Origin of the sequence: Streptomyces candidus, from assembly GCF_014207445.1 — a bacterium.
Classification (GTDB): Bacteria; Actinomycetota; Actinomycetes; order Streptomycetales; family Streptomycetaceae; genus Streptomyces; species Streptomyces candidus.
The window spans coordinates 266799-290851 of record NZ_JACHEM010000001.1 but is presented as its reverse complement, the minus strand read 5'-3'; the positions used below and the strand labels follow the sequence as shown (position 1 = coordinate 290851).

Sequence of the window (24053 nt, the reverse complement as noted above, 5' to 3'; positions counted from 1 at the left end):
AGGCCGCCCGACGCCCGTACAAAGCCGCTTCGAGGCTCTGTACGGGGCCCGGGGGCCGGGTGCCGGGGTCGCGTTACAGGGTTGCCCCGGGGCCCGCGTACTCCCTACGCCCGAGCCCGCGTCCGCACAGTCGTCCCCAGGGAGGAGTCCATCGGCGCCCTAACAGTGCGGTAATGGAGACAGGGCCCGTACTGTGGGTTCTGTTGGAGTGACCAGGAGCCGGAGTCCGTCAGAAGGGGGCGCGCGAAGCCCATGAGCGGTGTCATGAAGCGTATGGGGATGATCTTCCGCGCGAAGGCGAACAAGGCCCTTGACCGGGCCGAAGACCCGCGGGAGACACTCGACTACTCGTACCAGAAGCAGCTTGAGCTGCTGCAGAAGGTGCGCCGCGGAGTCGCCGACGTAGCGACGTCGCGCAAGCGGCTCGAACTGCAGCTCAACCAGTTGCAGGGCCAGTCCTCCAAGCTGGAGGACCAGGGCCGCAAGGCGCTCGCACTGGGCCGGGAGGACCTCGCCCGCGAGGCCCTGTCCCGCCGTGCCGCGCTGCAGCAGCAGGTCACCGACCTGGAGACGCAGCACCAGACCCTCCAGGGCGAGGAGGAGAAGCTGACCCTCGCGGCACAGCGCCTCCAGGCCAAGGTCGATGCCTTCCGGACCAAGAAGGAGACCATCAAGGCCACCTACACGGCGGCGCAGGCGCAGACCCGGATCGCGGAGTCCTTCTCCGGCATCTCCGAGGAGATGAGCGACGTCGGCGTCGCGATCCAGCGCGCCGAGGACAAGACCGCGCAGCTCCAGGCCCGCGCGGGGGCCATCGACGAACTGCTGGCCTCGGGTGCGCTGGACGACCAGTCCGGCCTCGCCAAGGACGACCTCCAGGCCGAGCTGGACCGCCTCTCCGGCGGCACGGACGTCGAGCTGGAACTCCAGCGGATGAAGGCGGAACTGGCCGGCGGCCCGTCCCAGCAGGCCATCGAGGGCGGCCCGCAGGACGCGGCCCAGCCCCAGTCCCAGCCCCGGTCCCACCCCAAGTTCGACAAGCAGTAGAGCCGGGAGGAGGACGTCATGATCGTACGGATCATGGGCGAGGGTCAGCGAGACCTGGCCGACAGCCACTTCGCCGAGCTCAACAAGCTCGACGACGAACTGCTCGCCGAGATGGAGAACGGCGACGGGCCCGGCTTCCGCCGCACGCTGCAGGCGCTGCTCGACGCGGTACGGAGCCTGGGCGCGCCCCTTCCCGACGACTCCCTGGAGCCCTCGGAACTGATCCTCCCGGCACCGGACTCCACCCTGGAGGACGTCCGCGCCATGCTCACCGAGGGCGGCCTCATCCCGGGCTGACCCTCCGCCTCCCACTCCGACCCCGAGCCCCGCCACCCCTTGGCGGGGCTCGGCGCGTTCCGGGGCACACCGGCTCAGCCCCATGCCGGTGCCCGTGATCGCGGCACCGTGGGTACCCGGACCCGCCCCGTCCCGGGTCCGCCACGTCCCCGGCCGCCGCCACCGACCGCGGCCCCGGCCACCGGCACGTCCCTGCCGACGTCCCTGAGTCCGGTTGCCCGCTGCCTGCCCGCCCGTCCCGTGCGGCCGGTGCTCGCGCCGCATCCCCCGTACCGCGGCCCGCGCCCGCCGTCGGTCCCCGTACCGTGGCCCCATGACCGCCGCCCCCGTCCCGGGCTCCGGACCCGCCGGCCCTCTCGCCCGCCCCCGGTCCTGGCTCCGGGCCCACCCCCTCGCCTTCGACGCCGCCCTCGCCGCCGCGCTGCTCGCGTGCATGGTCTCCGCGTCGTTCGCCGACCCGCACGGCGGCCCGCACGGTCCCACCTTCAGCACCCGTGCCCCCGGCCCGCTCAGCATCACCCTGATGGCACTGGCCGCCGCCGCGCTCGTCCTGCGCCGCCGCCGTCCGCTCCCGGTGCTGGCCGTGACCTGGGCCCTCACCGTCGCCGAACTCGCCCTCGCCCCCACCGGGCCGCCGGCCCCCGTCGCGATGGCGGCCGTCGTCGCGCTGTACACGGTCGCCGCCCGCACCGACCGCCCCACCACCTGGCGCATCGGGCTGCTCACCATGACCACGCTGACGGCCACCGGCATGTGCCTCAGCGACGGCCCCTGGTACGCGCAGGAGAACCTGGGGCTGTTCGCCTGGACCGGCATCGGCGCCAGCGCGGGCGACGCCGTCCGCAGCCGCCGTGCCTTCGTCGACGCCATCCGCGAGCGCGCCGAGCGCGCCGAGCGCACCCGCGAGGAGGAGGCCCGCCGGCGGGTCGCCGAGGAACGCCTGCGGATCGCCCGTGACCTGCACGACGTCGTCGCCCACCACATCGCCCTGGTCAACGTCCAGGCGGGAGTCGCCTCGCACGTCATGGACAAACGCCCCGACCAGGCCAAGGAGGCACTGGCGCACGTACGGGAGGCCAGCCGCAGCGCCCTCGACGAACTGCGCGCCACCGTGGGCCTGCTGCGCCAGTCCGGCGAACCGAACGCCCCCACCGAGCCCGCCCCCGGCCTCGCCGTCCTCGACGGCCTCCTCGACACCTTCCGCAACGCCGGGCTGCCGGTCGTCCTCGCCCGCACCGACGACGGCGCGCTCCCCGCCTCCGTCGATCTGGCCGCCTACCGGATCGTCCAGGAGGCCCTCACCAACGTCCGCAAGCACGCGGGCCCGCACGCGAAGGCCGAGGTCAGCGTCGTGCGCGTCGGTGCGTCGATCGAGGTCACCGTCCTCGACGACGGCGTCGGCCCGCCCGCCGACCGCGGCCCCGGCACAGCCGCCGAACCGCCCGGGGACGGCGGCGGCCACGGCCTCCTCGGCATGCGCGAACGCGTCGGCGCCCTGGGCGGCACCCTCACCGCGGGCCCCCGCTACGGCGGCGGGTTCCGCGTCCATGCGATCCTGCCCGAAACGGCGGGTACGGCCAGGGAGCCCCGCACGCACACCGCCCCGGGGGAGGAACGCACATGACCGGACGGCAGGACCCCGCCCCTCTTCCCCCCATCAAGGTCCTCCTCGCCGACGACCAGGCCCTCCTGCGCAGCGCCTTCCGCATCCTCGTCGACTCCGAGCCGGACATGGAAGTGGTCGGCGAGGCCGCCGACGGCGCCCAGGCACTCGAACTGACCCGCCGCACCCGCCCCGACGTCGTCCTCATGGACATCCGGATGCCGGGCACCGACGGGCTGACCGCCACGCGCGCGATCGGCGCGGACCCCGAACTCGCGGCCGTTCACGTGGTGATGCTCACGACCTTCGAGGTGGACGAGTACGTCGTGGAGTCGATCCGGGCCGGCGCGTCCGGCTTTCTCGGCAAGGGCGCGGAACCCGACGAACTCCTCAACGCCATCCGGATCGCCGCCCAGGGGGAGGCCCTGCTGTCGCCCGCGGCGACCAAGGGCCTCATCGCCACCTTCCTCAAGCAGGGCGACGCCGGCGGCCCCGCACCCTCCGCCGACAGTGCCCACGCCGAACGCCTCGCCTCCCTGACCGTCCGCGAACGGGAGGTCCTCGTCCACGTCGCGGGCGGCAACTCCAACGACGGGATCGCCGCCGTCCTCGCCGTGAGCCCCCTCACCGTCAAGACCCACGTGAACCGTGCGATGTCCAAGCTGGGCGCCCGCGACCGGGCACAACTGGTGGTGTTCGCGTACGAATCGGGCCTCGTACGCCCAAGGGTGGAGTGAGGGTCCGATCCCGCGTACTCCAGCTGCGGTACGCGCGGGTCGCAAAGGGGACCTGGGGGCGACCGGGGAGTGGTTCTCCGTGGCCGATCGTATGAGTGGACCTCCGCGTCCACCTGCACCGCTCGCCACAGAAGAGAGACTCCACCCATGTCCTGGCTGTCCAGATTCAGCCTCGCCCAGCGGGCCCTGATCGGGCTGATGTCGATCGTCGCGCTGGTCTTCGGCGCGATAGCGATCCCGCAGCTCAAGCAGCAGTTGCTGCCCACCATCGAGCTTCCGATGGTGTCCGTGATCGCCCCCTACCAGGGCGCGGCTCCCGACGTGGTCGAGAAGCAGGTCGTCGAGCCCCTGGAGAACTCCCTCAAGGCGGTCGACGGCATCGAGTCCGTGACCTCCACGGCGAGCGAGGGCTCCGCCGTGATCATGGCCCAGTTCGACTACGGGGACGAGGGCACCAAGCAGCTCGTCGCCGACGTCCAGCAGGCCGTGAACCGCTCCCGGGCGTTGCTCCCCAAGGACGTGGACCCGCAGGTCGTGGCCGGGTCCACGGACGACCTGCCGACCGTCACGCTCGCCGTGACCTCGGACAAGGACCAGCAGGCCCTCGCCGACCAGCTGGACCGCACCGTGGTCCCCGTCCTCCAGAACATCGAGGGCGTCAGCCAGGTCACCGTCGCCGGCGTCCAGGAGCTCCAGGTCGCCGTCACCCCCGACGACGCGAAGCTGGCCGCCGCGGGGCTCAACGCGATGACGCTCGGCCAGGCCCTCCAGCAGGCCGGCGCGACCGTCCCGGCCGGCGCCTTCGCCGAGGACGGCAAGTCCCGCACCGTCCAGGTCGGCGGCAGCCTCACCTCGCTGAAGCAGATCGAGGACCTGCGGATCAGCGGTCAGCCGAAGCCGGGCGAGGCCACGGCGCCCAAGCCGGTACGCCTCGGTGACGTCGCGACGGTCGAGGAGAAGCCCGCACAGGCGACCTCGGTGACCCGTACCAACGGCAGTCCCAGCCTGTCGTTGTCGATCACGATGGACCAGGACGGCAGCGCCGTCGCCATCTCCGACGCGGTCAAGGACAAGCTGCCCGAGCTGCGCGACACCCTCGGCTCCGGCGCCACCCTGACCACGGTCTTCGACCAGGGCCCGGCGGTCTCCAAGTCGATATCCGGTCTGACCACCGAGGGCGCGCTCGGTCTCGTCTTCGCGGTCGTCGTCATCCTGGTCTTCTTGGCGTCGGTCCGCTCGACGCTGGTCACCGCGATCTCGATCCCGCTGTCCGTCGTCCTCGCTCTGATCGTGCTGTGGACCCGGGACCTCTCCCTCAACGTCCTCACCCTCGGCGCGCTGACCATCGCGATCGGCCGCGTCGTGGACGACTCGATCGTGGTCCTGGAGAACATCAAGCGGCACCTGTCCTACGGCGAGGAGCGGTACAGCGCGATCGTCACCGCCGTCAAGGAGGTCGCGGGCGCGGTCACCTCGTCGACTCTGACCACGGTCGCGGTGTTCCTGCCGGTCGGCCTGGTCGGTGGCATGGTGGGCCAGCTCTTCGGCTCGTTCTCCCTCACCGTGTCGGCCGCGCTGCTCGCCTCCCTCCTCGTCTCCCTCACGGTCGTCCCGGTCCTCTCGTACTGGTTCCTGCGCGCCCCCAAGGGCTCGGAGGGCGTCGACCCGCAGGAGCTGCGCCGCAGGGCGGAGGAGCAGGAGAACAGGTCCCGCCTCCAGCGCATGTACGTCCCCGTGCTCCGCTTCGCGACCGGGCGCCGCCTGGTCAGCCTGGCGATCGCGCTCGTCGTCCTGTTGGGCACGTTCGCGATGGCGCCCCTGCTGAAGACCAACTTCTTCGACGAGAGCGAGCAGGAGACCCTCTCGCTCTCGCAGAAGCTGGAGCCCGGCACCGGCCTGGAGGCCACGGACGCGGCGGCCCGCAAGGTCGAGAAGGCCATCGAGTCCGTCGACACGATCAAGGACTACCAGGTCACCGTGGGCTCCTCGGGCTTCATGGCGGCCTTCGGCGGTGCCTCCGGCGCCCACCAGGCCACGTATCAGCTCACCCTGAAGAGCGCCGAGGACACCAAGGCGGCCACCGAGGAGCTCCAGGACAAGCTCGCGAACCTTCGGGGCATCGGCGACACCAAGGTCGGTGCGGGCGGCGGCTTCGGCAGCCAGGACCTGAGCGTCGTCGTCAAGGCGGGCGACCCCGGCACGCTCGCCAGGGCGACGGAACAGGTGCGGTCCGCCGTCGCCGGACTGAAGGACGTCACCGACGTCCGGAGCGACCTCGCCCAGTCCGTGCCGCGCATCTCCGTCAAGGGCACCCCGAAGGCCGCCGAGGCCGGGCTCGACGACGCGGCGCTCGGCGCGGTCGTCGCCCAGGCGGTACGCGGCACCCCGTCCGGCAAGGCCATGCTGGACAGCACCGAACGCGACATCGTCGTCAAGTCCGCCAGGCCCGCGTCCACGATGGACGAGCTGAAGAAGCTGCCGGTCGGCCCCGGCGTCACCCTCGGCCAGGTCGCCGACGTGAAGCTGGTCGACGGCCCGGTGTCCATGACCCGCATCGACGGTGCCCGCTCGGCGACCGTCAGCGCCAAGCCGGTCGGCGACAACACCGGTGCGGTCTCCAGCGCCCTCCAGGCGAAGATCAACGACATCGAGGCCGATCTGCCCAAGGGCGCCACGGTCTCCGTCGGCGGCGTCTCCGCCGACCAGGAGGAGGCGACCGCCAAGCTGTTCCTGGCCATGCTGGCAGCCGTCGCGATCGTGTTCCTGCTGCTGGTCGCCACCTTCAAGTCGCTGATCCAGCCGCTGATCCTGCTGGTGTCCATCCCGTTCGCGGCGACCGGTGCGATCGGCCTGCTGCTCGCCACCGGAACCCCCATGGGCGTCCCGGCGATGATCGGCATGCTGATGCTGATCGGCATCGTGGTCACCAACGCGATCGTGCTGATCGACCTGATCAACCAGTACCGGGCGCAGGGCATGGGCGTCGTCGAAGCGGTCGTCGAGGGAGGCCGCCACCGTCTGCGCCCGATCCTGATGACCGCACTCGCGACGATCTTCGCGCTGCTCCCGATGGCGCTGGGCATCACAGGGGAGGGCGGCTTCATCTCCAAGCCGCTCGCCATCGTGGTGATCGGCGGCCTGATCACGTCGACCCTGCTGACCCTCCTTCTGGTGCCGACCCTGTACGCCATGGTGGAGCTCCGCAAGGAGCGCCGGGCGGCGAAGAGGGCGGCCAAGCGGGACGAACGGAAGCCGGACGACGCCCGCACGGCGTCGCAGGACGGTGACCGGGAGCACGTGACGGTCTGACCCCGTCCGCGGCCGGAAACATGAGTAAGGGGTGCCCTCCGGGAAGGCACCCCTTACTCATGTGCGTGCGGCAAGCGCGGCGCGGACGTCAGACCGTCGGGTCGTCCGGAATCGCGTGCACCTCGACCGGGTCGTTGCCGGGGCTGCCGCCCGGTCCGGGGCACGCGGAGGCGCGCGCGGCGATCTCGTACGCACGCTCCGCGCTCTGCACGTCGACCACCCAGTACCCGGCGAGGATCGGCCCCTTCACCGCCTGTCCTTCGGTGACCTGCGGCTTGCCCTCGGAGTCGGCCCGTACGGTTCTGGCCAGGCCGGGACCGCCCAGTCCGCGCGCCTCGACCAGTTCGCCCGCCGAGGTCAGCTCGTTGTTGAGGGCCTCCATGTGGGCGAACATCGCCTTCATGTCGTCCGGGCCGTAGGACGACATGACACTGTCCCAGCTGTCGGCGTCCACGTTCATCTGGATCATGTACAGCATCGGTCCGCGCTCCTCGTGCCGGGTGGGCTCCGTTGTTCCCTGCTGAAGGTTGGACCGTCCTTCCCGGCGAAACTCATCGGCCCCCGGCCCGCGAGACGAACCGGGGGCCCGGCACGGGAGCGTTCCGACGGGCTACGGGAGGGCCAGCATCCTCTCCAGCGCCAGCTTTGCGAAGCTCTCCGTCTCGCGGTCGACCTCGATGCGGTTCACGAGGTTGCCCGCGGCGAGCGACTCCAGGGTCCACACCAGGTGGGGGAGGTCGATGCGGTTCATGGTGGAGCAGAAGCAGACGGTCTTGTCGAGGAAGACGATCTCCTTGTCCGGGTGCGCGTTGGCGAGGCGGCGCACCAGGTTGAGCTCGGTGCCGATCGCCCACTTCGACCCGGCGGGGGCGGCATCCAGGGCCTTGATGATGTACTCCGTGGAGCCCACCTCGTCCGCCGCGGCGACGACCTCGTACTTGCACTCCGGGTGGACCAGGACCCGTACGCCGGGGATCCGGGCCCGGACGTCCTCCACCGACTCCAGCGAGAAGCGGCCGTGCACCGAGCAGTGCCCGCGCCACAGGATCATCCTGGCGTTGCGTAGCTCTTCGACCGTGAGCCCGCCGTTCGGCTTGTGCGGGTTGTAGAGCACGCAGTCGTCCAGCGACATCCCCATGTCGCGGACGGCGGTGTTGCGCCCCAGGTGCTGGTCCGGGAGGAAGAGCACCTTCTCGCCCTGCTCGTACGCCCAGTCCAGGGCCCGCTTCGCGTTGGAGGAGGTGCAGATGGTGCCGCCGTGCTTGCCGGTGAAGGCCTTGATGTCGGCGGAGGAGTTCATGTACGAGACGGGCACCACGGACTCGGCGACACCGGCGTCCGTCAGCACGTCCCAGCACTCCGCGACCTGTTCGGCCGTCGCCATGTCGGCCATCGAGCAGCCGGCCGCCAGGTCGGGCAGTACGACCTTCTGGTCGTCGGAGGTGAGGATGTCGGCGGACTCGGCCATGAAGTGCACGCCGCAGAAGACGATGTACTCGGCCTCCGGCTTGTTCGCCGCGTCGCGCGCGAGCTTGAAGGAGTCGCCGGTCACATCGGCGAACTGGATGACCTCGTCGCGCTGGTAGTGGTGGCCGAGGACGAAGACCTTGTCCCCGAGCTTCTCCTTCGCGGCGCGGGCGCGTTCCACCAGGTCCGGGTCGGACGGCGAGGGCAGGTCGCCGGGGCACTCCACGCCACGCTCGCTCCTGGGGTCGGCCTCACGGCCGAGGAGCAGCAGGGCGAGGGGCGACGGCTGGACGTCGAGGTCGACGGCCTGGCGGGGCTGGGCGGTGGTCACGACACGCACCCTTTCTGTTCTGCGATGCGAGAGGGGCCCGTAGGAAGGACAGAGGGCCTTTTCGTCGAATTGACGCTATCTATCATAACTGCTTCACGTCACTTTGACGATGCCGATCTCGTCGATGTGACGAAATTCCCGGTGCCGTCCCCGCGCACACCGGGCGCCCCGACCCGCGTCCGCCCCGGCGCCGGTGTGCGAGCATGAAAGAACAAGACACGCACGCAGGCCCGGAATTTCTCCGCGGCCCCGCCGGTTGCAACCGTCGGCAAGCAGTCCGTACAACCCGGGAGAGATGTAGATGTCCGTTCAGGACGACAAGACCACCGTGAGCGACGGCATTCTCCTGTCCGACGCCGCCGCGGCCAAGGTGAAGGCCCTGCTGGAGCAAGAGGGCCGCGACGACCTCGCGCTCCGCGTCGCCGTGCAGCCCGGTGGCTGCTCGGGCCTGCGCTACCAGCTCTTCTTCGACGAGCGCTCGCTCGACGGCGACGTCCTCAAGGACTTCGACGGCGTGAAGGTCGTCACCGACCGGATGAGCGCCCCGTACCTGGGCGGTGCCTCCATCGACTTCGTCGACACCATCGAGAAGCAGGGCTTCACGATCGACAACCCCAACGCCACGGGCTCCTGCGCCTGCGGCGACTCGTTCAACTAGTCCCGTCATCGGGCACGGCGAAGGCGGACGACCCGGACTCCGGGCCGTCCGCCTTCGCCGTGCCCGACGGGGCGCCGCCTGCCGTACGGCAGGCGTCAGCCCTTCGGTACGGCCTCCCCGCCCTCGCCGAGCACCTCGCGGCCGTCCAGCGGCCCGTCCAGCGTCGCCGTCGCCGTGAGCTTCTTCGCGATCGCGATGCAGGCCCGGCCCGGTTCCGTCTCGGTCTCCACGATCCGCACCTCGACGGACCTGTCGCGCTCGGTCACCTCCGCCGTGTACGTGCTGCACACCCCGCCCCAGAAGCTGAGCGTGAGCTTCCTGCCGTCCGCCGAGTAGGACTCCACGTGCCGGCCGGGTGCCGCCGGACCGTCCGACGGGCCGGGCGGAGACGCGCTCACCGACGGACCGGGCGCCTTCAGGAACTTCGGCTCCACCGCCGGATAGGTCACCGTGTACGGCTTCTCGTCCCCGGTCGGCCGTATACGGAACAGCCAGGACGGCACCAGCATCCGCTGCCCGTCCGCGTACTGCGCCGACAGCCCGAAGACCGCGGAATCGACCGTCACCGTGCGCTGCGGCACCTGCCGGGGCTCGCACGGCGGAATCCTCCCCAGCCCCGGGGACGGCTCCGTACCCTCACCCGGAGCCACGGGCTCCACCTGGCCCCTGTCCTTCTCCACGGGCACCGGAGTCGCGCAGCCGCCGATGTCCGGCAGTGCGCCGCCCCGCCCCGACCTGTTGAGCAGCCCCAGCGCCTCCTGCGCCCCGACCACCGGGTACTCGGCGCCCTTGGTGAGCCCCTTCAACTGGCCGCTGCCGCCCCTCACACGGCCGTCCGGCCCGACCGGAATGCCGGTCATCCAGCCGTACGTGGGCAATCCGCCGACCACCGGGTCCGCGTTCACCACCCGGGCACCGCCCAGCACCTGGCCCGCGTCCAGCTTCGCGTCCTCGATCCCCAACGCCTTCAGTACCGGCGCGGCGGCCTTCTTCGCCGTCTCCTCGCCCACCGGCGTCCCCGGCGCGCACTGCTTGCCCTGGACGCAGTCGACACTTCCCTCGGCGGTCGGGTGGCGCGCGAACGTCCAGGCCCCCGGCGCGCGCTCGTCCACCCGCAACTGCGGACCCGAACCGTCCGCCACCGCACCGACCACCCACGTTCCGCCCGCGCGCGTCGGCGTGTCCATCAGCCCCAGGGCCTGCGCCAGCCGGCGGACCTCGCCCTCGGACACCAGGCCCTGCGCCCGGTGCACGGCGGCCCTCTCCGGCCCGTCCGGCAGGTCCCCGGCCGCCCGGTAGACCACCCGGCCGCCGAAACCGCCGTGCGGGTCCGGCTCGCCCGGCGCGATCCCGGGACCGCTGCCGGACGGCGTAGGCCCCGTGCCCCGCGCGCCCACGCCTCCGGCGCCCGCGTCGGTATGACCGTCCAGGGCCAGCAGCGGGGGAGCGCCGCCGGGCTCCCGCGGGTTGCCCGCCCCGTCGCCGCCGGCCGAGGCCGCCCAGTACGCGCCCCCGCCGCCGACCAGCAGCACCGCGGCGGCCACCGAGGCGACGGCCGCCGGAGAACGCCGCCGACGGGGGGTGCGTTCCGTGTCCTGCTCGCTGCTCACCGGATCGCTCCTTCGCCTGCGCCGCACACGGCGCCCGATTGCGACTGCCCCCAGCGCGGGAGACACCGGTGGGACGGAGCCGGCGCGCTTCCGGTTCCGTACGCCCGCGCGTCAGAGCCCCGCCGCGGGCGTGCCCCGGAGGCCGCAGCCGTGCCGCGCGCTCACGCTCCGTACTCCGGCATCGCGCCCACCAGCCGCGCGGATGCCGGCGGCACCACCACGCCGTGGATCAGCGACGCCGGAACGCGCTCGGCCACCGCGGCAGGCACCGCCCAGTGCGCCACCATGCGCGCACAGTCCCCCTGCAACTGCGCCCACCCGCCGTCGAGTTCGGACCTGGCGGCGGTACGGGCGGGGGTCGTGACGCTGTGCTTCGGCATTGGGGCAACTCCCGTACTCAAGGGGCCGCGTGAACCGCGAGAGCCCCGGTCTCCTCGCACCGTATGCACCTGCGGCCTCAGCAAAAAAGCCCTACTATCGGGTAGTTTTGCCTCTTCGGGCCGCGGGCACGACCCGGTAGTTTGGGCTGTCGCATCGTTCTCGTCAGTCTTCCCACCATCCCCACAGGGAGCAGCCCCGCCGTGCGTATCGCAGTCACCGGCTCCATCGCCACCGACCACCTCATGACCTTCCCCGGCCGTTTCGCCGACCAACTGGTCGCGGATCAGCTGCACACGGTCTCCCTCTCCTTCCTCGTCGACAACCTCGACGTACGGCGCGGCGGCGTCGGCGCGAACATCTGCTTCGGGATGGGCCAGCTCGGCACCAAGCCGATCCTGGTCGGCGCGGCCGGCTCGGACTTCGACGAGTACCGCGCCTGGCTCGACCGGCACGGCGTCGACACGGCTTCGGTCCGCATCTCCGAGGTCCTGCACACCGCCCGCTTCGTGTGCACCACGGACTCCGACCACAACCAGATCGGCTCCTTCTACACGGGTGCGATGAGCGAGGCCCGGCAGATCGAGCTCAAGTCCGTCGCGGACCGGGTGGGCGGCCTGGACCTGGTCCTGATCGGCGCGGACGACCCCGAGGCGATGCTCCGCCACACCGAGGAGTGCCGCTCGCGCTCCATCCCCTTCGCCGCGGACTTCTCGCAGCAGATCGCCCGCATGTCCGGCGACGACATCCGCACGCTGCTCGAAGGCGCCACGTACCTCTTCTCCAACGAGTACGAGAAGGGCCTCATCGAGTCGAAGACCGGCTGGACCGACGCCGAGATCCTGGCCAAGGTCGGCCACCGCGTCACCACGCTCGGCTCGCGCGGCGTGCGCATCGAGAAGCTCGGCCTGGACACCGTCGAGGTGGGCTGCGCGGAGGAGGAGGCGAAGGTCGACCCGACGGGCGTCGGCGACGCGTTCCGCGCGGGCTTCCTCTCGGGCCTGGCCTGGGGCGTCAACCACGAGCGCGCCGCGCAGATCGGCTGCATGCTCGCCACGCTGGTCATCGAGACGCTCGGCACCCAGGAGTACACCCTGAGCCGCGCGGGCTTCATGGACCGCTTCACGAAGGCCTACGGCCACGAGGCCGCAGCCGAAGTCCGCGCCCACCTGTCCTGACGGCACCTCCACGGGCGGCCCCCCGCCCCGCCCCCTCGGGTGGCGGGGCCGCCCGAGGGGGCGGAACGGGCGGGCACGGGGCGGCCCCCACCGGACCACCGGACGATGTCCCACCGCCCGTAGGGGGCCCGCACCCCCGCCCGCCCCCTACGACACCCTCCGCACCACGTAGGCCACCCCCCTCTCCCGCACTTCCTCCCCCACGTACTCCTGCCCCCGCATCCCGCACCACGCCGGAATGTCCAGACGCGCCGCCGCGTCATCGGCGAGGACGGTCACCGTCCCCCCGACCGGCACGTCCCCGATCACCTTCGCCAGCTCGATCACCGGAATCGGGCACCGCTTCCCGAGCGCGTCCACGGTGACGGCCCCGGCAGCCACAGCCGCGCCCACGGCCGGACCCGCCCCCGCAGCCGCCCGAGGCGCCTCCGGCACGGGAGCGCCCAGCTCCGCCCGTACCCCCTGCACCACCCCCGGCAGCACCTCCAGGAACCTCTCCACCTCCTCCGCCGCCGTCCCCCGCGGGAGCGACACCCGTACGTTCCCCTCCGACAGCACCCCCATCGCCCGCAGCACATGGCTCGGCGTCAGCGTGCTGCTCGTGCACGAGGACCCGGAGGAGACCGAGAACCCGGCCGCGTCCAGCGCGTGCAGCAGACTCTCCCCGTCGACGTACAGACAGGAGAAGGTGACCAGGTGCGGCAGCCGCCGCACCGCGTCCCCCACCACCTCCACGTCCGCCACCGACTCCGCGACCCGCGCCCTGATCCGCTCCACCAGCTCCCGCAGCCGCGCCGCCTCCGCCTGCGCCTCGGCCCGCACCGCTCGCAGCGAAGCCGCCGCCGCGACCACGGCCGGCAGATTCACGAAGCCGGGGGAGCGGCCCTGTTCCCGCTCGTCCGCCGCCCCCCGCGGTGCGAACCGCACCCCTTTGCGTACGACCAGCAGGCCGACCCCCGCCGGCCCTCCCCACTTGTGCGCGCTCGCCGTGAGCAGTGACCACTCGCCGTCCACCGGGCCCCAACCCAGCGACTGCGCGGCGTCCACCAGGAGCGGCACACCCGCCCGCCGGCACTGCTGTGCGACGTCGGCCACCGGCTGCTCCGTTCCGACCTCGTGATTGGCGGACTGCAGGCACGCCAGCGCCGTGTCGGCGCGCAGCGCCCCCGCGAACTCCCCGACGGCCACCGCGCCCAGCCGGCCGACGCCGACCTCGGTCACCGACCCGCCGTCCGCCGCGTGGGCGGCGGCCGAATGGAGTACGGAGGAGTGTTCTACGGCGGAGGTCACCAGATGACGGCCGACACGCCGACGCGCCGCGAGGGCCCCGGCAATTCCCGTGTGCACCGCGTGGGTTCCCGAAGGAGTGAAAACGAGTTCGTCGGGGCGGCAGCCGACGGCGTCGGCCGCGGCCTCCCGGGCGGCGTCCAGGAGCACCCTGGCCCGGCGCCCCTCGCGGTACAGCCGGGCGGGATCGGCCCACCCCTCGTCCAGGGAGGCAAGCAGCGCTTGATGGGCAACGGGGTGCAGGGGAGCGGCGGAAGCGGCGTCGAAGTAGGGCACCGGGCCACGCTAGCCGCCGCTCGCGCTCCGGCCGGTACGCCCATCGGGGCAGGGAGCGCCGGATGCCGGGCGGAGGCGAGGGTTCCGCGGACAACCCGTCGCGGGGCCACCCCTTCGGGGAGAGGTGCGGCGCGTTGGGCACCCTCCCCGCGCGACCCCAAAATGCGTCCAGTAGGGTTTGGTCCGCATAAACATCCAAACCCCTGCCCGCGTCAGGGCCGGCGACCGACCAGTCAGATGGCCGCAGCCACCACTACACGCGCGGGCGAGACTCTCGGGAAGGCGCTACGTGAGTCCCAACGGCTCCGACCGCTCGTCGCGGCGCCCGATGCGGCGGAAGCTGCTCCAGGTGCTGACCGCGGGCGTGGTCCTGGCGACCGCCTCTGGTTGCTCGTACACATGGGAGGACTTCCCCCGTCTGGGGATGCCCACCCCGGTAACGGAAGAGGCGCCGCGGATCCTCTCCCTCTGGCAGGGCTCGTGGGCGGCAGCGCTCGTCACGGGCGTGCTGGTGTGGGGCCTGATCCTGTGGAGCGTCATCTTCCACAGGCGCAGCCGCACCAAGGTCGAGGTACCACCGCAGACTCGTTACAACATGCCCATCGAGGCGTTGTACACGGTCGCCCCGCTCATCATCGTCTCGGTGCTGTTCTACTTCACCGCCCGGGACGAGACGAAGCTCCTGCATCTCGACGACAAGCCGACCCACACCGTCAACGTGGTCGGCTACCAGTGGAGCTGGGGCTTCAACTACGTCGAGGACGTGGACGGCAACAAGTCCACCGGTCCGCAGACCGACCCCAAGACCCAGCAGAAGACCGGCGTTCCCAAGGAACTCGGTGCGGTTCCGGACAAGTTCACCAAGCAGTTCCCGGACGGTGCCGAGGGCGTCTACGACTACGGCATCCCCGGAACCCGCAACCCGGAGAACAACAACCCCGGCCCCACGCTGGTGCTGCCGAAGGGTGAGAGGGTCCGGTTCGTCCTCACTTCGCGTGATGTCATCCACTCCTTCTGGGTGGTGCCGTTCCTGATGAAGCAGGACGTGATCCCCGGCCACACCAATGCCTTCGAGGTGACTCCCACCAAGGAGGGCATCTTCATGGGCAAGTGCGCCGAGCTCTGCGGCGTGGACCACTCCCGGATGCTCTTCAACGTCAAGGTCGTTTCCCCCGAGGAGTACAAGCAGCACCTCAAGGACCTGGCGGCGAAGGGTCAGACCGGCTACATCCCGGCCGGCATCGCCCAGACCGACCCGGCCCGGAATGCGGAGACGAACAAACTGTGAGCATCCTCAACGAACCCAAGGGTGCCGCGGCAGCAATCGACTCGTACGAGAACGAGCTGCCCGTGCGGCGCAAGGAGCCGGGAAACATTGTGATCAAGTGGCTCACCACCACTGACCACAAGACGATCGGCTCGATGTACCTCATCACGTCGTTCGTGTTCTTCATCATCGGTGGCGTGATGGCGCTCTTCATGCGCGCCGAACTCGCTCGTCCCGGCACGCAGCTCATGTCGAACGAGCAGTTCAACCAGGCGTTCACGATGCACGGCACGATCATGCTGCTGATGTTCGCGACGCCGCTGTTCGCCGGATTCGCGAACTGGATCATGCCGCTGCAGATCGGCGCGCCCGACGTGGCGTTCCCGCGGCTGAACATGTTCGCGTACTGGCTGTACCTCTTCGGGTCGATCATCGCGGTGGCGGGCTTCCTCACCCCGCAGGGTGCGGCCGACTTCGGCTGGTTCGCCTACTCCCCGCTGTCGGACGCGGTCCGTTCGCCGGGCGTCGGCGCCGACATGTGGATCATGGGTCTGGCCTTCTCCGGCTTCGGCACGATCCTCGGCTCGGTCAACTTCATCACCACGATCATCTGCATGCGCGCGCCCGGCATGACGATGTTCCGCATGCCGATCTTCACCTGGAACGTGCTGCTGACCGGTGTCCTGGTCCTGCTCGCCTTCCCGGTGCTGGCGGCCGCGCTGTTCGCCCTGGAGGCGGACCGTAAGTTCGGTGCCCACATCTTCGACGCCTCCAACGGCGGAGCGATTCTGTGGCAACACCTCTTCTGGTTCTTCGGACACCCAGAGGTGTACATCATCGCGTTGCCGTTCTTCGGCATCATTTCCGAGGTCATTCCGGTCTTCAGCCGCAAGCCGATGTTCGGCTACATCGGTCTGATCGCCGCGACCATCGCGATCGCCGGCCTCTCGGTCACCGTATGGGCCCACCACATGTACGTGACGGGCGGCGTGCTGTTGCCGTTCTTCTCGTTCATGACGTTCCTCATCGCAGTGCCCACCGGTGTGAAGTTCTTCAACTGGATCGGCACGATGTGGAAGGGCTCACTGTCCTTCGAGACCCCGATGCTCTGGGCCGTCGGCTTCCTGATCACCTTCACCTTCGGTGGTCTGACCGGCGTCATCCTGGCCTCGCCCCCGATGGACTTCCACGTCTCGGACTCGTACTTCGTCGTCGCGCACTTCCACTACGTCATCTTCGGCACCGTGGTCTTCGCGATGTTCTCCGGCTTCCACTTCTGGTGGCCGAAGTTCACCGGCAAGATGCTGGACGAGCGGCTCGGCAAGATCACCTTCTGGACGCTGTTCGTGGGCTTCCACGGCACGTTCCTGGTGCAGCACTGGCTCGGTGCCGAGGGCATGCCGCGGCGTTACGCGGACTACCTCGCGGCCGACGGCTTCACCGCACTGAACACGATCTCGACCATCAGCTCGTTCCTGCTGGGCCTGTCGATGCTCCCGTTCTTCTACAACGTCTGGAAGACCGCGAAGTACGGCAAGAAGATCGAGGTCGACGACCCCTGGGGCTACGGCCGTTCGCTCGAATGGGCGACGTCCTGCCCGCCGCCGCGGCACAACTTCCTCACGCTGCCGCGCATCCGGTCCGAATCCCCGGCGTTCGACCTGCACCACCCGGAGATCTCGGCCATCGACCAGCTCGAGAACCACCGTGACAACGGCATCGAGCAGCTCGCCCTCAGCGCGAAGGAGACGGGCAAGTGAAGATCCAAGGCTGGCTGTTCATCTGGCTGAGCGTTTTCATCCTGATCATGGCCGGCGTGTACGGCGTGTGGTCGAAGGAGCCCGCGGGCACCACGGCGCTGGTCCTGGCCTTCGGACTGAGCCTGATGATCGGCTTCTACCTGGCCTTCACGGCCAAGCGGGTCGACGCGATGGCCCAGGACAACAAGCAGGCCGACGTCGCGGACGAGGCCGGTGAGCTGGGCTTCTTCGCCCCGCACAGCTGGCAGCCGCTCTCGCTGGCCATCGGCGGCGCCTTCGCCTTCCTCGCGGTCGCGATGGGCTGGTGGCTGCTGTTCTTCTCGCTGCCGCTGATCCTGGTCGGCCTGTTCGGCTGGGTCTTCGAGTTCTACCGCGGTGAGAACCGCACCCAGTAGGACCGCTGCCGGCGACAGCACCTCCTGAGGGGCTCGTCCACCTGAGAACGATCAGGTGGACGAGCCCCTCATTCGTTTGCAGTCACTTGAGCACTTCCAACGCGCTCGGACTGACGATGCTTCATATCGTGTGATCATGAGCCACGCACCCCGAAGCCGGACGGTCCTGAGCTGCACCCTGCTGATCGCCTCCCTCGGGGCGGGACTGACCGCATGCGGCGAACCCCGGGTCACCTCGCTCTCCGCGAAGCCGTACGACGCGGCGCGGCAGGTCACCTTCAACGGCAGGCCCGGCAGCACCGACGCCGACCCCGAGAAGCCGCTTGAGGTGACCGTCGCGGCCGACGAGGCCCGGATCACCGACGTCATCGCCGCGGACGCCGCAGGACGCCAGGTGGCGGGCGAACTCGCCGCCGACGGGTCCCGCTGGCACTCCACCGCTCCTCTGGCCGCAGGGGCCGACTACACGGTCCGCGTCGCCACCGAGGACCGCGGCGGCGCCCCCGGCGTGCGCAGGCTCGGCTTCCGGACCGCCCCGGGCAAGAAGAAGCTGGAGCTCACCTTCGGCCCCGAGGCGGGCAAGTACGGCGTGGGACAGCCCCTCACCGCCGAACTCAGCGCCCCGGTCAAGGACCCGCGCGCCCGGGCGGTCGTCGAGCGCGCCCTGAAGGTGGACTCCAAGCCGTCCGTCGACGGCTCCTGGTACTGGGTGGACGACAAGCTCCTGCACTACCGTCCGCGCGCCTACTGGCCCTCCGGAGCCACCGTCAGGGCGCACAGCACCCTGGAGGGCATCAAGGTCGCCAAGGACCTGTACGGGACCGCCACGGCCCCCCTGAAGATCACCATCGGCGACAAGATCGAGGCCGTCACGGACGCCTCGTCGCACTACATGACGGTCAGGCGCAACGGAGAGGTGATCAACACCATTCCGGTGACCACGGGCAAGCGCGGCTTCTCCACCCGCAACGGCGTCAAGGTCGTACTCGGCAAGGAGTACTTCGTACGGATGCGCGGCACGAGCATCGGCATCCCGCGCGGCACCAGCGACTCGTACGACCTGCCGGTCTACTACGCGACCCGGGTCACCTGGAGCGGCGAGTACGTGCACGCCGCGCCCTGGTCGGTCGGCTCACAGGGGAACGCGAACGTCAGCCACGGCTGCACGGGCATGTCCACCGGCAACGCGAGCTGGTTCTACGAGACCGTCCGCGCGGGCGACATCGTCAAGGTCGTCGGCAGCCGGGGCGCCGACATGGACCCCTTCGGCAACGGCTTCGGCGACTGGAACGTCCCCTGGAAGAAGTGGCGCAAGGGCAGCGCCCTGCTCGCCGCCACCGAGGAGCAGCGCGACCGGGTCCGCGCCCCCCGGCTGCGCCCCCGGGTCTGAGGACGGGCTCGGGCGGAGCGGGGCAGCGGCGCGTGACGTCCCGGCCGCACTCCGTGCCCCCGGGCCGCACGCGGCGGCCCAGGGGCACGTACGACGAGGTGTCAGGCCCGTACCGGAGGAGTGCGGTCCGTGCGGCGGGTGCGCAGCAGCGCGGCCAGCGAGGCGGCGAAGCCCACCGGCTCGACGGGCAGCGTCACCGCCGCCTCCGCGCGGCTCCAGGTGGCCAGCCAGGCGTCCTGCGGACGCCCCATGAGCAGCAGCACGGGCGGACAGTCGAAGATCTCGTCCTTGATCTGCCGGCAGACGCCCATGCCGCCGGCCGGGACGCTCTCGCCGTCCAGTACGCACACGTCGATTCCGCCCGCGTCCAGCGCCTTCAGTACGGCGGGCAGCGTGGCGCACTCCAGGAACTCGACCGGCGGTACGTCGGCGGCCGGCCTGCGACCGGCGGCGAGCCTCACCTGTTCGCGGGTGCTGGCGTCGTCGCTGTAGACCAGCACCGTGGCGGTCGGCTGCTGCATGGTTCCTCCGTGACGTCCGGTTTCGCGGTGAACTGCGCGGTGTTCTCGGGGTTTTCAGGACAGTGCAGCGGGCCGGTCGGGCTCGCTCCGATGCGCGGATGCTACTCCGTCGGCCGCCCCCGCCACACCGCTTCGCACCGCTCTTCGATGGGCCGTTCGGGCAGGACACACCCTCTTGACACTCCGAACGGCACCCCCCGGGGTGAGGGCGGGATAAGCGACCGACATAATGTCGGTCGTGGCGACAGCAACGACAGTAGATACCGGGCACGCGCACCCCTCGGTCAATCGGCCGAACCTCGTCAGCGTCGGAACCATCATCTGGTTGAGTTCCGAGCTGATGTTCTTCGCGGCCCTCTTCGCGATGTACTTCACCCTGCGATCGGTGACGGGTCCCGAGTTCTGGAGCGAAAAGGCCTCGGCCTTGAACTTCCCGTTCGCGTTGACCAACACCTCGATCCTGGTGCTCTCCTCCGTCACCTGTCAGCTCGGCGTCTTCGCCGCCGAGCGGGGCGATGTGAAGAAGCTCAGGACGTGGTTCATCATCACGTTCGTGATGGGTGCGATCTTCATCGGCGGCCAGGTGTACGAGTACACCGAGCTGGTCAAGCACGAGGGCCTCTCGCTCTCGTCGGACCCGTACGGTTCGGTGTTCTACCTGACGACCGGATTCCACGGACTGCACGTGACAGGCGGACTCATCGCCTTCCTGCTGGTCCTGGGCCGGACGTATGCCGCCAAGAGATTCACTCACGAGCAGGCGACAGCCGCCATCGTCGTGTCCTACTACTGGCACTTCGTCGATGTCGTCTGGATCGGCCTGTTCGCCACGATCTACATGATCAAGTAACCCGGCTCCACGAGCCCGGGCCCGAGCCCGCAACACTTCCCGCATCGACGCAGAAGATCCTGACACCGGGGTAATCCGTGAAAAAGCTCTCCGCACGACGACGCCATCCGCTGGCGGCGGTCGTCGTCCTACTCCTCGCGCTGGCGGCCACTGGGGGGCTGTACGCCGCGTTTGCGCCTGCGGGCAAGGCGCAGGCCGACGAGACCGCCCAGTCCCTCGCCATTGAGGAGGGCAAGAAGCTCTACGCCGTTGGCTGCGCAAGCTGCCACGGAACCGGCGGTCAGGGCACCACTGACGGTCCCTCCCTCGTGGGAGTGGGCTCCGCCGCAGTGGACTTCCAGGTCGGCACCGGCCGCATGCCGGCGCAGCAGCCCGGCGCACAGGTGCCGAAGAAGAAGGTCATCTACACGCAGGCGCAGATCGATCAGCTCGCCGCGTACGTGGCCTCTCTCGGCGCCGGTCCCATCACGCCGACCGAAAGCCAGACCAACCCCGAAGGCGCCGACATCGGCAGGGGTGGCGAACTGTTCCGCACCAACTGCGCGCAGTGCCACAACTTCACCGGTGAGGGTGGCGCCCTGACCCACGGCAAGTACGCCCCCAGCCTGGAGGGCGTCTCGCCGAAGCACATCTACGAGGCCATGCAGACCGGCCCGCAGAACATGCCCTCCTTCCCGGACAGCACCATGCCGGAGAAGGAGAAGAAGGACATCATCGCGTACGTCAAGGCCGTGAATGGCGAAGAGACCCCGAGCCCCGGCGGCTTCGGACTGGGCAATCTCGGCCCCGTCAGTGAGGGTCTGTTCGCCTGGATCTTCGGTCTGGGTGCGCTCATCGCAGTCGCCGTCTGGGTCGCGGCCCACACCGCTAAGGCCAAGAAGTCATGAGTAGCCAAGAGAATCCAGAAGAGTCCCTGCCTGCTGAGCAGGGCGACGCGCACGGCGAGGTGGCGCGCAACGACGATCCGTTCGCGGACCCGGGCCTGCCGCCGCACAAGCCGCGTATCCAGGACCTCGACGAGCGCGCGGCCAAGCGGTCCGAGCGTGTGGTCGCGTTCCTGTTCACGCTGTCCATGCTGGCCACGGTCGGTTTCATCGCCTCCTTCGTGGCGTTCCCGATCGACCGGATCGTGTACGTCTGGCCGCTGGGCCACGTGAGCGCGCTGAACCTCTCCCTGGGCATGACCCTGGGTATCGCCCTGTTCTGCATCGGCGCGGGCGCGGTCCACTGGGCCCGCACCCTGATGTCCGACGTGGAGGTCGCCGACGAGCGCCACCCGATCTCGGCCACGCCCGAGGTCAAGGCCAAGGTCATGGCCGACTTCAAGGCCGGCGCCCAGGAGTCCGCGATCGGCCGCCGCAAGCTGATCCGCACCACGATGTTCGGCGCACTGGCCCTGGTGCCGCTGTCCGGCGTCGTGCTGCTGCGCGACCTCGGTCCGCTGCCGGAGAAGAGGCTCCGCACGACGTCCTGGGCGAAGGGCAAGCTGCTCATCAACCAGAACACGATGGAGCCGCTGCGTGCGGAGGACGTCGTCGTGGGTTCGCTCACCTTCGCCATGCCGGAAGGCCTGAAGGAGGACGACCACGACTTCAACACGAAGATCGCCAAGGACGCCTTGATGATCGTCCGCATCCAGCCGGACGAGATCAAGGACAAGAAGCAGCGCGAGTGGGCGCACGAGGGCATCGTCGCGTACTCCAAGATCTGCACCCACGTGGGTTGTCCGATCAGCCTGTACGAGCAGCAGACGCACCACGTCCTCTGCCCGTGCCACCAGTCCACCTTCGACCTCTCCGACGGCGCCCGCGTCATCTTCGGCCCCGCCGGTCACGCACTCCCGCAGCTGCGTATCGGCGTGAACGGCGAGGGTTACCTCGAAGCGCTGGGCGACTTCGACGAGCCCGTCGGTCCTTCGTTCTGGGAGCGCGGATGAGTACTGCGACGACTACCGAATCCAAGCCGCAGCAGAAGGCCCCCGCCGGTGAGCGGGTCGCCGACTGGGCGGACGGCCGACTGGGGATCTACTCCCTCGCCAAGGCCAACATGCGCAAGATCTTTCCGGACCACTGGTCCTTCATGCTCGGTGAGATCGCCATGTACAGCTTCCTCATCATCATCCTCACGGGTGTGTATCTGACGCTGTTCTTCCACCCGTCGATGAACGAGATCGTTTATCACGGCAGCTACGCGCCGATGCACGGCATCCGCATGACGGAGGCCTACGCGTCGACGCTGGACATCAGCTTCGACGTCCGCGGCGGCCTGCTGATCCGGCAGATCCACCACTGGGCCGCGCTGATCTTCCTCGCGGCGATGTTCGTGCACATGATGCGCGTCTTCTTCACGGGTGCCTTCCGCAAGCCGCGCGAGGTCAACTGGCTGTTCGGCTTCCTGCTGTTCGTCCTCGGCATGTTCACCGGTTTCACCGGCTACTCGCTCCCGGACGACCTGCTGTCGGGCACCGGTGTCCGCTTCACGCAGGGCGCGATCCTGTCCGTGCCGGTCGTCGGCACGTACATCTCGATGTTCCTGTTCGGCGGCGAGTTCCCCGGCCACGACATGGTCGCCAGGTTCTACTCGGTCCACATCCTGCTGTTGCCGGGCATCATGCTCGGCCTGATGGTGGCCCACCTGATCCTGGTCTTCTACCACAAGCACACCCAGTTCGCGGGCCCCGGCCGCACGAACAACAACGTCGTCGGCATGCCGCTGCTGCCCGTCTACATGGCCAAGGCCGGAGGCTTCTTCTTCCTGGTCTTCGGTGTCATCGCGATGATCTCGGCGCTGTTCACGATCAACCCGGTGTGGGCGCTCGGCCCCTACCGTCCGGACCAGGTGTCCACCGGCGCCCAGCCCGACTGGTACATGGGCTTCGCCGAGGGTCTGGTGCGTGTCATGCCGGGCTGGGAGATCAACCTCTGGGGTCACACGCTCGCCCTGGGTGTGTTCATCCCGCTGACGCTCTTCGGTCTGATCCTCGCCGTCATCGCGGTGTGGCCGTTCCTGGAGTCCTGGGTCACCGGGGACAAGCGCGAGCACCACATCGCGCAGCGCCCCCGCAACAGCCCGACCCGCACCGGCTTCGGCGTCGCCTGGATCACGGTCTACTTCATCGGCCTCGTCGGCGGTGGAAACGACCTGTGGGCCACGCACTTCCACCTGTCGATCAACTCGATCACCTGGTTCGTGCGCATCGGCTTCTTCGCCGGTCCGGTCCTGGCGTTCATCATCACCAAGCGGATCTGCCTGGGTCTCCAGCGCAGGGACGCCGAGAAGGTGCTGCACGGACGCGAGTCCGGCATCATCAAGCGGCTGCCGCACGGTGAGTTCGTCGAGATCCACGAGCCGCTCGGCCAGGACCAGCTGCACACGCTCACGGCGCACGAGCAGTACGCGCCGGCCGAGATCGGCCCCTCCGTGGACGAGAACGGCGTCGAGCGCAAGGTGGGCCCGACCCAGAAGCTGCGCGCCAAGCTCAGCAAGGGCATGTACGGCGAGGGCAACCAGATCGCCAAGCCCACCGCCGAGGAGTACAAGGAGATCACCAGCGGCCACGGCCACCACTGATCCCCGGCCGGGTCGCGCCCGCGGCCCGGAACTGTCCGCCACAGCAGGAGCCCCGTCCGTACGTCGGACGGGGCTCTTCGCTGTCCCCCGCGCTGGATAGGGTGGGGCCACCCCTATCGGCA

General features: G+C 69.9%; 21 protein-coding genes. 15 read left to right on the top strand and 6 right to left on the bottom strand.

The window, feature by feature from the left end; genetic code table 11:
* Window positions 1-252 precede the first annotated feature (252 nt).
* The 5 genes from HNQ79_RS01245 (at window position 253) to HNQ79_RS01225 (ending at window position 6993) form a co-directional block, all read left to right on the top strand.
* Entirely contained in the window at window positions 253-1047 is a 795-nt protein-coding gene (locus tag HNQ79_RS01245) for a PspA/IM30 family protein (protein ID WP_185025856.1), read from the top strand.
* An 18-nt stretch (window positions 1048-1065) separates the two neighbouring features.
* The gene (pspAA, locus tag HNQ79_RS01240; protein WP_185025854.1) at window positions 1066-1344 is read left to right on the top strand and encodes a PspA-associated protein PspAA; all 279 of its coding nucleotides are present in this window, start codon (window positions 1066-1068) and stop codon (window positions 1342-1344) included.
* A gap of 313 nt (window positions 1345-1657) precedes the next feature.
* A complete protein-coding gene (locus tag HNQ79_RS01235; protein WP_185025852.1) occupies window positions 1658-2968 on the top strand; it encodes a sensor histidine kinase in 1311 nt (436 codons plus the stop codon).
* Window positions 2965-3684, top strand: a complete 720-nt coding sequence (locus HNQ79_RS01230) for a response regulator (RefSeq protein ID WP_185025849.1) — start codon at window positions 2965-2967, stop codon at window positions 3682-3684. Before HNQ79_RS01235 ends, HNQ79_RS01230 begins: the two co-directional genes overlap by 4 nt.
* Before the next feature lie 147 nt (window positions 3685-3831).
* Window positions 3832-6993: an efflux RND transporter permease subunit gene (locus HNQ79_RS01225; protein ID WP_185025847.1), complete on the top strand. Its 3162-nt coding sequence runs from the start codon at window positions 3832-3834 to the stop codon at window positions 6991-6993.
* 88 nt (window positions 6994-7081) lie between these two features.
* On the opposite strand, the gene HNQ79_RS01220 is transcribed toward HNQ79_RS01225, so the two are convergent.
* Window positions 7082-7471 carry a YciI family protein gene (locus HNQ79_RS01220; protein WP_185025845.1) on the bottom strand — a complete coding sequence of 130 codons (390 nt, stop codon included), beginning with the start codon at window positions 7469-7471 and terminating at the stop codon, window positions 7082-7084.
* A gap of 132 nt (window positions 7472-7603) precedes the next feature.
* Window positions 7604-8800, bottom strand: a complete 1197-nt coding sequence (gene nadA / locus HNQ79_RS01215) for a quinolinate synthase NadA (RefSeq protein WP_185025843.1) — start codon at window positions 8798-8800, stop codon at window positions 7604-7606.
* A gap of 292 nt (window positions 8801-9092) precedes the next feature.
* Between nadA and HNQ79_RS01210 the strand changes: the two genes are divergently transcribed.
* Entirely contained in the window at window positions 9093-9449 is a 357-nt protein-coding gene (locus HNQ79_RS01210) for a HesB/IscA family protein (RefSeq protein ID WP_185025841.1), read from the top strand.
* A gap of 95 nt (window positions 9450-9544) precedes the next feature.
* Here HNQ79_RS01210 and HNQ79_RS01205 read toward each other — a convergent pair whose 3' ends face one another.
* Entirely contained in the window at window positions 9545-11059 is a 1515-nt protein-coding gene (locus HNQ79_RS01205) for a hypothetical protein (protein WP_185025839.1), read from the bottom strand.
* 161 nt (window positions 11060-11220) lie between these two features.
* A complete protein-coding gene (locus HNQ79_RS01200; RefSeq protein WP_185025837.1) occupies window positions 11221-11439 on the bottom strand; it encodes a hypothetical protein in 219 nt (72 codons plus the stop codon).
* 201 nt (window positions 11440-11640) lie between these two features.
* Here HNQ79_RS01200 and HNQ79_RS01195 point away from each other — a divergent pair, with 201 nt between their 5' ends.
* Entirely contained in the window at window positions 11641-12615 is a 975-nt protein-coding gene (locus tag HNQ79_RS01195) for a carbohydrate kinase family protein (protein ID WP_185025835.1), read from the top strand.
* 147 nt (window positions 12616-12762) lie between these two features.
* On the opposite strand, the gene HNQ79_RS01190 is transcribed toward HNQ79_RS01195, so the two are convergent.
* Window positions 12763-14178 carry a cysteine desulfurase/sulfurtransferase TusA family protein gene (locus HNQ79_RS01190; protein ID WP_185025833.1) on the bottom strand — a complete coding sequence of 472 codons (1416 nt, stop codon included), beginning with the start codon at window positions 14176-14178 and terminating at the stop codon, window positions 12763-12765.
* Window positions 14179-14467: 289 nt separating this feature from the next.
* Between HNQ79_RS01190 and ctaC the strand changes: the two genes are divergently transcribed.
* From ctaC to HNQ79_RS01170, 4 genes are all read left to right on the top strand, one after another.
* Window positions 14468-15466, top strand: a complete 999-nt coding sequence (ctaC, locus tag HNQ79_RS01185) for an aa3-type cytochrome oxidase subunit II (protein WP_185025831.1) — start codon at window positions 14468-14470, stop codon at window positions 15464-15466.
* On the top strand, window positions 15463-17205 hold the full coding sequence (ctaD, locus tag HNQ79_RS01180) for an aa3-type cytochrome oxidase subunit I (protein ID WP_185025829.1): 1743 nt from the start codon (window positions 15463-15465) through the stop codon (window positions 17203-17205). Before ctaC ends, ctaD begins: the two co-directional genes overlap by 4 nt.
* Window positions 17202-17600, top strand: coding sequence for a cytochrome c oxidase subunit 4 (locus HNQ79_RS01175; protein ID WP_185025827.1), 399 nt, complete (start codon window positions 17202-17204; stop codon window positions 17598-17600). Before ctaD ends, HNQ79_RS01175 begins: the two co-directional genes overlap by 4 nt.
* Window positions 17601-17736: 136 nt before the next feature.
* Entirely contained in the window at window positions 17737-18990 is a 1254-nt protein-coding gene (locus tag HNQ79_RS01170) for a L,D-transpeptidase (RefSeq protein ID WP_185025825.1), read from the top strand.
* A gap of 101 nt (window positions 18991-19091) precedes the next feature.
* Here the strand turns inward: HNQ79_RS01170 and HNQ79_RS01165 are convergent, their stop codons facing one another.
* Entirely contained in the window at window positions 19092-19511 is a 420-nt protein-coding gene (locus HNQ79_RS01165) for a DNA-binding transcriptional response regulator (RefSeq protein WP_185025824.1), read from the bottom strand.
* A 229-nt stretch (window positions 19512-19740) separates the two neighbouring features.
* On the opposite strand from HNQ79_RS01165, the gene ctaE reads away from it, so the two are divergent.
* The 4 genes from ctaE to qcrB all read left to right on the top strand — a co-directional run bounded on the left by ctaE (window position 19741) and on the right by qcrB (window position 23931).
* Window positions 19741-20361: an aa3-type cytochrome oxidase subunit III gene (gene ctaE, locus HNQ79_RS01160; protein ID WP_185025822.1), complete on the top strand. Its 621-nt coding sequence runs from the start codon at window positions 19741-19743 to the stop codon at window positions 20359-20361.
* A gap of 77 nt (window positions 20362-20438) precedes the next feature.
* A complete protein-coding gene (gene qcrC / locus HNQ79_RS01155) occupies window positions 20439-21248 on the top strand; it encodes a cytochrome bc1 complex diheme cytochrome c subunit (RefSeq protein ID WP_185025820.1) in 810 nt (269 codons plus the stop codon).
* Complete coding sequence (gene qcrA / locus HNQ79_RS01150; RefSeq protein ID WP_185025818.1) at window positions 21245-22297, top strand: cytochrome bc1 complex Rieske iron-sulfur subunit; 1053 nt, start codon at window positions 21245-21247, stop codon at window positions 22295-22297. Before qcrC ends, qcrA begins: the two co-directional genes overlap by 4 nt.
* Window positions 22294-23931: a cytochrome bc1 complex cytochrome b subunit gene (qcrB, locus tag HNQ79_RS01145; RefSeq protein ID WP_185025815.1), complete on the top strand. Its 1638-nt coding sequence runs from the start codon at window positions 22294-22296 to the stop codon at window positions 23929-23931. The genes qcrA and qcrB overlap by 4 nt, the downstream gene beginning before the upstream one ends.
* The last annotated feature ends 122 nt before the right edge of the window (window positions 23932-24053 follow it).

Bases quoted from the DNA above. Each gene is read 5' to 3' on its own strand.
- HNQ79_RS01220 (WP_185025845.1), bottom strand. From the start codon at position 7,471: ATGCTGTACATGATCCAGATGAACGTGGACGCCGACAGCTGGGACAGT.
- HNQ79_RS01170 (WP_185025825.1), top strand. From the start codon at position 17,737: ATGAGCCACGCACCCCGAAGCCGGACGGTCCTGAGCTGCACCCTGCTG.
- HNQ79_RS01235 (WP_185025852.1), top strand. From the start codon at position 1,658: ATGACCGCCGCCCCCGTCCCGGGCTCCGGACCCGCCGGCCCTCTCGCC.
- HNQ79_RS01200 (WP_185025837.1), bottom strand. From the start codon at position 11,439: ATGCCGAAGCACAGCGTCACGACCCCCGCCCGTACCGCCGCCAGGTCC.
- qcrA (WP_185025818.1), top strand. From the start codon at position 21,245: ATGAGTAGCCAAGAGAATCCAGAAGAGTCCCTGCCTGCTGAGCAGGGC.
- pspAA (WP_185025854.1), top strand. From the start codon at position 1,066: ATGATCGTACGGATCATGGGCGAGGGTCAGCGAGACCTGGCCGACAGC.
- HNQ79_RS01210 (WP_185025841.1), top strand. From the start codon at position 9,093: ATGTCCGTTCAGGACGACAAGACCACCGTGAGCGACGGCATTCTCCTG.
- HNQ79_RS01245 (WP_185025856.1), top strand. From the start codon at position 253: ATGAGCGGTGTCATGAAGCGTATGGGGATGATCTTCCGCGCGAAGGCG.
- ctaE (WP_185025822.1), top strand. From the start codon at position 19,741: ATGTCGGTCGTGGCGACAGCAACGACAGTAGATACCGGGCACGCGCAC.
- HNQ79_RS01225 (WP_185025847.1), top strand. From the start codon at position 3,832: ATGTCCTGGCTGTCCAGATTCAGCCTCGCCCAGCGGGCCCTGATCGGG.
- HNQ79_RS01165 (WP_185025824.1), bottom strand. From the start codon at position 19,511: ATGCAGCAGCCGACCGCCACGGTGCTGGTCTACAGCGACGACGCCAGC.
- HNQ79_RS01230 (WP_185025849.1), top strand. From the start codon at position 2,965: ATGACCGGACGGCAGGACCCCGCCCCTCTTCCCCCCATCAAGGTCCTC.
- qcrB (WP_185025815.1), top strand. From the start codon at position 22,294: ATGAGTACTGCGACGACTACCGAATCCAAGCCGCAGCAGAAGGCCCCC.